At 63.4% G+C, this 7,142-nt stretch carries 8 protein-coding genes; 4 read left to right on the top strand and 4 right to left on the bottom strand.

The genetic code is table 11. The annotated features are described in order from the left end of the window. Window positions 1–870 (top strand): ATP-binding cassette domain-containing protein (locus ACQKQA_RS01900; protein WP_427552908.1); only part of this gene is annotated, 870 nt, incomplete at its 5' end. Between the two features lie 253 nt (window positions 871–1,123). Beyond that, entirely contained in the window at window positions 1,124–2,311 is a 1,188-nt protein-coding gene (locus tag ACQKQA_RS01895) for an MFS transporter (protein ID WP_427552906.1), read from the top strand. A gap of 1 nt (window position 2,312) precedes the next feature. Here the strand turns inward: ACQKQA_RS01895 and ACQKQA_RS01890 are convergent, their stop codons facing one another. Together ACQKQA_RS01890 and ACQKQA_RS01885 are read right to left on the bottom strand one after the other, a co-directional pair. Beyond that, on the bottom strand, window positions 2,313–3,350 hold the full coding sequence (locus tag ACQKQA_RS01890; protein WP_427552904.1) for an alpha/beta hydrolase family protein: 1,038 nt from the start codon (window positions 3,348–3,350) through the stop codon (window positions 2,313–2,315). Between the two features lie 248 nt (window positions 3,351–3,598). Then, entirely contained in the window at window positions 3,599–4,210 is a 612-nt protein-coding gene (locus ACQKQA_RS01885) for an FMN-dependent NADH-azoreductase (RefSeq protein WP_427552902.1), read from the bottom strand. Between the two features lie 128 nt (window positions 4,211–4,338). Between ACQKQA_RS01885 and ACQKQA_RS01880 the strand changes: the two genes are divergently transcribed. Together ACQKQA_RS01880 and ACQKQA_RS01875 are read left to right on the top strand one after the other, a co-directional pair. Continuing rightward, a complete protein-coding gene (locus ACQKQA_RS01880) occupies window positions 4,339–5,247 on the top strand; it encodes a LysR substrate-binding domain-containing protein (protein WP_427552900.1) in 909 nt (302 codons plus the stop codon). Between the two features lie 23 nt (window positions 5,248–5,270). Next, window positions 5,271–5,615: an MmcQ/YjbR family DNA-binding protein gene (locus ACQKQA_RS01875; protein ID WP_427552898.1), complete on the top strand. Its 345-nt coding sequence runs from the start codon at window positions 5,271–5,273 to the stop codon at window positions 5,613–5,615. Here the strand turns inward: ACQKQA_RS01875 and ACQKQA_RS01870 are convergent. Next, window positions 5,612–6,037 (bottom strand): DUF1294 domain-containing protein, encoded by a 426-nt coding sequence (locus ACQKQA_RS01870; RefSeq protein ID WP_427552896.1) that lies wholly within the window; start codon window positions 6,035–6,037, stop codon window positions 5,612–5,614. The genes ACQKQA_RS01875 and ACQKQA_RS01870 overlap by 4 nt on opposite strands. Further along, window positions 6,037–6,867, bottom strand: coding sequence for an undecaprenyl-diphosphate phosphatase (locus ACQKQA_RS01865; protein WP_427552894.1), 831 nt, complete (start codon window positions 6,865–6,867; stop codon window positions 6,037–6,039). The genes ACQKQA_RS01870 and ACQKQA_RS01865 overlap by 1 nt, the downstream gene beginning before the upstream one ends. Window positions 6,868–7,142 lie beyond the last annotated feature (275 nt).

The raw sequence follows: 7,142 nt of genomic DNA, 5'->3' as shown, positions 1-7,142 counted from the left end.
GATCAGCAAGGCCCCGTTGATCCCGAGCGCCGCCAGATCCTGGCGCCCCAGCGCCACCAGCCCCAGCTGGGCGATCAGCCCTCCTTCGTCAGCCGCTTCTCGGCCAACGCCTCGAAGGCCAAGCAGGCCACCTCCCGCGCCAAGCAGATCGACAAGATCCAGCTGGCCGAGGTCAAGCCATCGAGCCGGGTCAGCCCGTTCATCCGCTTCGAACAGACCAAGAAATTGCACCGTCAGGCCGTGACCCTGGAGAAAGTGTCCAAGGGCTTCGAAGACAAGCAGCTGTTCAAGGACTTCAGCTTCACCGTCGAAGCCGGCGAGCGCGTGGCGATCATCGGCCCGAACGGTATCGGCAAGACCACCCTGCTGCGCACCCTGGTGGGTGAGCTGACCCCGGACGCCGGTGCGGTGAAGTGGACCGAAAGCGCGGAAGTGGGCTACTACGCCCAGGACCACGCCCACGATTTTGAAGACGACGTCAGCCTGTTCGAGTGGATGGGCCAGTGGACCCAGGGCGAGCAGATGATCCGCGGCACCCTGGGCCGCATGCTGTTCTCCAACGACGAGATCCTCAAGTCAGTCAAGGTGATTTCCGGTGGTGAGCAAGGCCGCATGCTGTTCGGCAAGCTGATCCTGCAAAAGCCCAACGTGCTGGTGATGGACGAACCGACCAACCACCTGGACATGGAATCCATCGAAGCGCTGAACCTGGCGCTGGAGAACTACCCGGGCACGCTGCTTTTCGTCAGTCACGACCGTGAGTTCGTATCGTCCCTGGCAACCCGCATCATCGAGTTGAGCCCGAACGGCGTGACCGACTTCAGCGGCACCTACGACGACTACCTGCGCAGCCAGGGCGTGCTGATCTGAGGATCGCCCGCTGCCTGCCAGTCTGAAAGCCCCGTCCCTGTGACGGGGCTTTTTTTGCACGGTTATAAAAGCATCGCGGGCAAGCATCGCGCCTACAGACGGCGCTTTTCGTAGGAGCGAGGCTTGCCCGCGATAGCCCCCTCCCAGGCCCTATAAATAGCAGCCCATAAAGAAATCGTTAGCCTGCTTCCTTTATTTTCCGCCGCACGCCATGATGCAGTTCTCCAACCGCCCGCCCGCGAACGAGCCCCCCATGTCTGCGCAGCAACAGCCCATGCCCAGCTCCCTGGCGATCACCCAGCAGATCGTCTCCATCGTTTTCTATACCTTTATCGCGTTTCTCTGCATCGGCCTGCCGATCGCCGTACTGCCGGGATATGTCCACGAGGAACTGGGCTTCAGCGCCGTGGTGGCCGGGCTGACCATCGGCTCGCAGTACCTGGCCACCCTCCTCAGCCGACCCATGGCCGGGCGCCTGTCGGACAGCCTCGGCACCAAGCGCGCGATCGTCTACGGCCTGGCGGGGATTGGCCTGAGCGGGCTGCTGACCCTGGTGTCCACCCTGTTGCAAGCCTGGCCGCTGCTGAGCCTGGGTTTTCTGTTACTGGGGCGCTTGCTGCTGGGGGTGGCCCAGGGCCTGATCGGCGTGGGCACCATCAGTTGGTGCATGGGCCAGGTCGGCGCCGAGCACACCGCGCGCTCGATTTCCTGGAACGGCATCGCCTCCTATGGCGCGATTGCCATCGGCGCGCCGCTGGGGGTGGTCATGGTCGCCGAGCATGGCTTCAAAAGCCTGGGGCTAGCCCTGTCGCTGCTGGCGGCCCTGGCCCTGCTGCTGATCCGCAACAAGCCTTCGGTGCCGGTCATTCGCGGCGAACGCCTGCCGTTCCGGGCGGTGTTCGGGCGCATTCTGCCCTACGGTGCCAGCCTGAGCCTGGCGTCCATCGGCTATGGCACCCTGACCACCTTCATTACCCTGTTCTACCTCAGCCGCGGCTGGACCGGCGCGGCGTATTGCCTGACGGTATTCGGTGTGTGTTTCATCCTCTCCCGGCTGCTGTTCATCTCCAGCATCAGCCGTTTTGGCGGCTTCCGCGCGGCCATCGCCTGCATGAGCATCGAAACCCTGGGCCTGGTCCTGCTGTGGCTCGCGCCCTCGGCGCTGTTCACGCTCATTGCCGCGGGGCTTGCCGGTTTCGGCCTGTCGCTGGTGTACCCGGCCCTGGGCGTGGAGGCGATCAAGCAGGTGCCCAGTACCAGCCGCGGTGCCGGGCTGAGCGCCTATGCGGTGTTTTTCGACCTGGCACTGGCGATTGCCGGCCCGCTGATGGGCGCGGTGGCGTCGCAGCTGGGTTATTCGTGGATTTTCTTCTGCGCGGCGCTGCTGTCCCTTGGCGCCCTGGGCCTGACCCTGCTGCTCAAGCGCCGGGCCGACGCCTGACTCACTGATCCGCGGTCTGCATCCCGGCCCGGCTCGGCTTGCCCAGGGCGTGGGCAAAGAAGCGACCGGCCTCGGCGATCAGGCTGCGGTGAATGTCTTCGCGGTCGACGCCATCGGCATCGGTGCATAACGCCGGCATGACCGCCAGCTGTTCCTCGGTACAAGGCGCCATGAACACAAAGTGCCCGGCCCCGGCCAGCAGCTTGAAGTCCGGCGCCACCGGCAGCTTGCGCGCCAGGGCCGCGGCGTTCTTGTCCAGGGCTACCAGTTTGTCAACGTCACCGCTGTACAGCAGCACCGGCACGTGCACCCCGGACAGGGTCTGCCGTCCGAACTTGAGGCTCAGCGGCGCCATCAGCAGCAGCGCCTGGACCCGGGGATCGGCCACCGGCTGCAGGTCGTCGCGATCGACGATCAGCTCGCCCTGGGTATTGCACGCATCGTGATCGTCCGGGCGTTCCTGGCAGTAACGCCGCAGACGATCCAGGTCGGGGGTCGCCCCGGACAGGATCAGCGCCGTTTCGCCACCCGCGGAGTATCCGATGACCCCGACCTGCCCGGCACTGACGAACGGCGACAGCATCGGATCGGCCAGGGTCGCGCTGATGGCTTCGGAAATCTGGATCGGTCGGCCGTAGAGATTGCTCAGGGTGCCCAGCCGGCTGTGGTCCTTGTAGTTGTCGCCCGGATGGATCACCGCCACCACCACGAACCCCTTGCGCGCCAGGGAGGTGGCCAGGTCGTGCAGGGCCAGCGGCGTGCCGGTGTTGCCGTGGGACAGCATCAGCAAAGGAAAGCGGCCGATGGCGACTTTGGCGTCCCGGGACGCAGCAATCTGATAACCCTCGATCTTGCTGCTGTGCTCGATACCGGTGGAGGGGTAGAACGCGATGGCGTGCATCGGCTGCTGGTCCAGTGGGTCGAGAAAATTCATCTCGTGGAAACCCACGCTCCAGTGTGGATGGGGCGCAGGCGCGGCGTGCACGATAATCGGGCTGCCGAGCAGACAGATCAGTGACATTGCCCAAAGACGCATCATGGATGCACCCCTCGCTACCCATTGTTTTTACCGGTTGTTGTCTACCGGCCTGTACTTTACCGGCCAGGGTTTCGCTGGCCCGATATCCGCCCGGCTATCGCCTGGGCCGGTTCATGAATCGTCTGCATAACCCGGGCCAGAATAAACAAGCGCGCATACGAAAAACTCCGTATTCCGCTGCCTGGAGGGCATCAGAATACAGAGTTTAAAGGGTGTTGCCTGGGGCGTATGCGACTTTTACACAAGCCTTACGCGGCAGCGAAGCGTTGCTCGCGGATCTGCGCCTGGGCATCGTTCATGGCCTTGGTGCGCACTTCGTCACCGTAAGCCAGGCCGTGGGCACGGACGAACTCGATGTCGGTGATGCCGAGGAAACCGAACAGCACCTTCAGGTAGTCCTCATGGGCCACGCCCGTGGCCTGGCCGGCGTGCAGACCGCCAGCGGTGGAGACCACCACGACTTTCTTGCCACCGCACAGGCCTTCAGGGCCGGCTTCGGTGTAGCGGAAGGTCTGGCCGGCGACGGCGATGCGGTCGATCCAGGCCTTGAGTTGGGTCGGGATGGTGAAGTTGTACATCGGCGCGGCGATCACCACGGCGTCGGCAGCCTGGAATTCGGCGAGGGTCGAAGCGCTCAGCTCGGCTTCGTGCTGCTGGGCGGCGCTGCGTACTTCGGCCGGGGTACCGGCAGCCACCAGGGTCGCAGAGCTGAAGTGGCTGATGGCGTCGCTCGCCAGGTCGCGGTAGGTCACCTCAACGCTGGCGTCGGCGTTTTTCCAGGCCTTGACCACGCTTTCGCTCAACTGACGGGAAGCCGAGTTGTCACCAAGGATGCTCGAGTCGATATGCAACAGTTTCATCTGGGATTCTCCAAGTGAGGATCGCCACCGGCGATCAATTGAGGACAATCCTACAGACGAAACCAATAGTCGATTAGTCGGTAGAAATGCGATAGTTTGTCCCATCAGCAGGACAGTCGAGCCATCCCATGCAAGACCTCAACGATCTCTATTACTTCGCCAAGGTGGTGGAAGCCGGTGGTTTCGCCGCCGCCGGGCGTTTACTGGGCATTCCCAAATCCCGTTTGTCGCGGCGTATCGCCGAACTGGAAGAGCGGCTGCACACCCGGCTGCTGCAACGCACCACCCGGCAACTGAAGCTGACCGCGGTCGGCGAGCGTTATCTGCGGCATTGCCAGGCCATGCTGCTGGAGGCGGAAATGGCCGATGAGGCGGTGGCCAGCATGTCCAGCGAACCCCGCGGACGCCTGCGGGTGTCCTGCCCGATCGGCCTGGCCCAGCATATGTTGCCGAACGTGGTCGCCTCCTTCCTCGAGCAATTCCCCCAGGTACAACTGGACATGCAGTTGCTCAACCGCCGGGTCGATGTGGTGGCCGAAGGCATCGACGTGGCGCTGCGGGTTCGTGAACATGGCGACGAAGACCCCTTGCTGGTGACCCGGCGCCTGCGCCCGGCGCAGACCGTGATCGTCGCCAGCCCGGCGTTCGCCCGACAGTGGCCGGTCGAGAGCCCCGAGGATCTGCACCGGGTGCCGGTGCTAGGTGCACTGGAGGCCGACCGCCTGGTGCACCTGCGCATGCTCGATGCCCAGGGCAACAAATGCGACCTGGCGCTGGAGGCACGCCTGGGGGTCGAGGACTTCCTCGTGCGCCGCACCAGCGCCCTCGCCGGCCTGGGTTGTACGGTCCTGCCGATGATGTATTGCGAAGAAGAGCTGCAAGATGGCCAGTTGGTGCAACTGCTGCCCGACTGGTCGCTGCCTGGCGGCTGGTTGCAGGCGGTCTACCCTCATCGACGCGGGGTCTTGCCGGCGGTCAGGGCCTGGATCGACCATGTGAGCGAAGCCTTCAAAGGCTGCGGAGACCGAACCCTGTAACGGGCGCGATAAAAGGAAAAACCATGACTGAAGCGGATGTGGCGCACTTCTGCCTGGGCTTGCCCGGCGCGCGCGAAGACTACAAATGGGGCGGCGTACGGGTATTTTCCGTGGCCGGCAACAAGATGTTCGCCCTGCAGAACCTGCGGGGCGAATCGCTGGCGTTCAAGGTGGACCAGGAGCTGTTCCTCGGCCATGTCGACCGTCCCGGCATCGCCCCGGCGCCCTACCTGGCCCGGGCGCACTGGATCATCATGCAGACGCCCTACCCCCTGGCGGCCGATGAATTGCGGGACTTGTTACAGCGCTCCCACCAACTGGTGGTGAGCAAGCTGCCCAAGCGGGTACAGGTGGGTTTGCTGCTCTAGAACAGCGAGAACAGGCTGCCCTGGAGAAACAGCCGGTCGATCCAGAACACCTGGTGCAGCAGCACGATCAGCCAGAACACCAGTTGATAGGAAAGCTTGCGGGTCTTGTGGCGGAACGCCTGCTGCGCCAGCAAGGCACCGGGCCAGCCGCCGGCCAGCTCCACGGCGTGCAGGACGTTTTCCGGGGTCCGCCAGCTATCGCTGCGGGCCTTGCGCTTGTCGCTCCAGTAAAGGAAAAACGTCAACAGGCTGACCACGCCATAGGCTGCCAGCGGCACCCAGGAAATCCCCTTCACGCCCAGCAGCAACGAGCCCCACAACGGCAAGGCGCAGAGCAGCATGAAGACCGCGGCCTTGAGCCGTGGCTGCTGGATCCGCGCCCCGGCGGCCTGGCCGGGGCGGTTCGGGTTACGCGCGTCCATCAGTTGTGGGCCGCGGCCCAGTCGACCCAGCCGAACTGCCAGGTGGCCAGGATCACCAGGCCGAAGACAATGCGGTACCAGGCGAACGCCGCGTAGCTATGGTTGGCGATGAACTTGAGCAGGCCCCTGACCGCGATCATCGCGAAGATGAACGAGACGATGAAACCGACAGCAAATACCGGCAGGTCGTCCGGCTGGAACAGGTTGCGGTACTTGTAGCCCGAGTAGACCGCCGCACCGACCATGGTCGGCATGGCCAGGAAGAACGAGAACTCGGTGGCGGTCTTGCGCGACAGGCCGAACAACAGGCCGCCGATGATGGTCGAGCCCGAACGCGAGGTGCCCGGGATCATCGCCAGGCACTGGGCGAAACCGACCTTCAAGGCGTCTTTCCAACTGATCTCGTCCACCGTGTTGGCGTGCACTTCATGCTGCCGGCGCTCGGCCCAGAGCATGATCACGCCCCCCACCACCAGCGCCGTGGCAACGGTGATCGGGTTGAACAGGTATTTGTGGATCAGGTCGGCGAAGATCACCCCCAGCACCACGGCGGGCAGGAAGGCAATCAGCAGATTGGCGGTAAAACGCTGGGCGTTGCGCTGGGTCGGCAAGCCCGTGACCACGTCGAGGATCTTGCGGCGAAACTCCCAGACCACCGCGAGAATGGCGCCCAGTTGAATGATGATGTTGAACGCCATGGCGCGCTCGCCGCCGAAGTTGAGCAAGTCGGCGACGATGATCTGGTGACCGGTGCTGCTGATGGGCAGAAACTCTGTCAGCCCTTCTACGATGCCTAAAATCAGTGCCTGTACGGCCGTCCAAAGTTCCATCAATCCCCCGAAGGTCATGCCGTGGCATGCCTTTTTAGTTTTTCTTCAATGTTCACTGACGCGAGCGTCGCGGATTCGCAGACGCAATAGGATCACCATCGCCCTTGAAAATTCCGTGAAAAATCAGCCGGATTCAGGTTTTTCGCGATGAGGCCGAAATCCTAGCAGACATACTCGATAAACGCTGTCGCGTTGAGAGAATCCGATGGGCCTGGATGCAAGGAGCAGCATGACGGATGTACAGGACGTTCTATTACAAGAAAAACGATCGGGAG

This window comes from Pseudomonas sp. NPDC089530, from assembly GCF_050280705.1.
Lineage (GTDB): Bacteria > Pseudomonadota > Gammaproteobacteria > Pseudomonadales > Pseudomonadaceae > Aquipseudomonas.
The sequence above is the reverse complement of the archived record's forward strand: the minus strand, read 5'-3'. Positions and strand labels throughout refer to the sequence as shown.

Coding starts and splice junctions, on each gene's coding strand:
- ACQKQA_RS01885 (WP_427552902.1), bottom strand. CDS start 4,210: ATGAAACTGTTGCATATCGACTCGAGCATCCTTGGTGACAACTCGGCT.
- ACQKQA_RS01865 (WP_427552894.1), bottom strand. CDS start 6,867: ATGGAACTTTGGACGGCCGTACAGGCACTGATTTTAGGCATCGTAGAA.
- ACQKQA_RS01875 (WP_427552898.1), top strand. CDS start 5,271: ATGACTGAAGCGGATGTGGCGCACTTCTGCCTGGGCTTGCCCGGCGCG.
- ACQKQA_RS01870 (WP_427552896.1), bottom strand. CDS start 6,037: ATGGACGCGCGTAACCCGAACCGCCCCGGCCAGGCCGCCGGGGCGCGG.
- ACQKQA_RS01890 (WP_427552904.1), bottom strand. CDS start 3,350: ATGATGCGTCTTTGGGCAATGTCACTGATCTGTCTGCTCGGCAGCCCG.
- ACQKQA_RS01880 (WP_427552900.1), top strand. CDS start 4,339: ATGCAAGACCTCAACGATCTCTATTACTTCGCCAAGGTGGTGGAAGCC.
- ACQKQA_RS01895 (WP_427552906.1), top strand. CDS start 1,124: ATGTCTGCGCAGCAACAGCCCATGCCCAGCTCCCTGGCGATCACCCAG.